This is a genomic window from Campylobacter sp. 2457A, assembly GCF_020135895.1.
GTDB classification, from domain to species: Bacteria; Campylobacterota; Campylobacteria; order Campylobacterales; family Campylobacteraceae; genus Campylobacter_D; species Campylobacter_D taeniopygiae.
Genome location: NZ_JACHTO010000067.1, coordinates 1 through 1,064, shown reverse-complemented (window position 1 = coordinate 1,064; position 1,064 = coordinate 1). Strand labels below are relative to the sequence as shown.

Below are 1,064 nucleotides of genomic sequence, written 5' to 3'. Positions count from 1 at the left end.
CCACTTGCTTATATATTCTGGATGATTTTCTCGAACGTAATTAAAATTATTGTCTATATAGTTTTTTAACGCAATTCTCATTGCTTTATTTTCTTTTAAATAATCCAAGATATCTCTTTCGGTAAGAGCATTTTTAATTATTTTTTCTTCATTTTTTTCCAATGCTATTAAATATTCTTGAATTTTTTTCTGACAATTGAAAAATAAATTCTTATCATTTTCGATTAATTTCCAATCATCAAAATTTAATAAAACAATAATATTACGGTATTTAAATTCAAAATTAATAATATTTTCTGTGATATTTTTATATTTATCTCTAATAGGATTTAAAATTACCAATTGCTCTGTAGTAACCAAAAATGTAATTTTTCTATCTTTGTGCGCGTAAAACAACTCAACTGGTAATACAATCAAACTTCCATTATCACTATCTACTCTATTTTGAAAAACTGATGGATCTTTTGGAACTGAAAAATTATAATCTTTAGATAATTTTAAAAAGGTATCATATGCATTATCATAATTTATTTGTGAAAAATCTAAACATTTAATATTTTTAATATTTTTTTTCAAAAAAGCAATTCTTCTATCTATTGTAAATAAAAATTCTCCAAAATCGATGACTTTATATAAATCTTCAATATTAGGCACACCCTCTGAAAAAGCATAAAACATTTTAGGAAAAGAAAATTGACTTTCCTTATTTAAATCAACATGCCTCATGTCAAAAGTGATGCTTTCCCATACTTTTGGATTATTGATATGATTTAAAGTTGTTTTGCATATACTTATAGGATCTCTCGCGATAAAAATCAAATCAGTAGCTTTATGATATAAGTGTAAAAGTTTATCATTCATATGTCTATCATTATGATAAAAATTTTGCATAAAAGGTGGAATAACAGCTATTGAATATTTACTGTTATTCATGTAACAATACATATCTTTATACATAACTTCTCCAGTTAATGCTGGATGAGTTTTAGCAGTTATATTACAATAATCGAAAAATCTATACATTGCATTTGAACCACTACAACAATTAAAAAACCACATAAACT

Annotated in this window: 1 protein-coding gene; it reads right to left on the bottom strand. The window is 24.1% G+C overall.

What is annotated here, in order from left to right; genetic code table 11:
• Positions 1 to 1,023, bottom strand: a 1,023-nt coding sequence (locus H2280_RS08325; RefSeq protein ID WP_337216247.1) for a DUF2972 domain-containing protein, incomplete at its 3' end; no start/stop codon positions are given.
• Positions 1,024 to 1,064 lie beyond the last annotated feature (41 nt).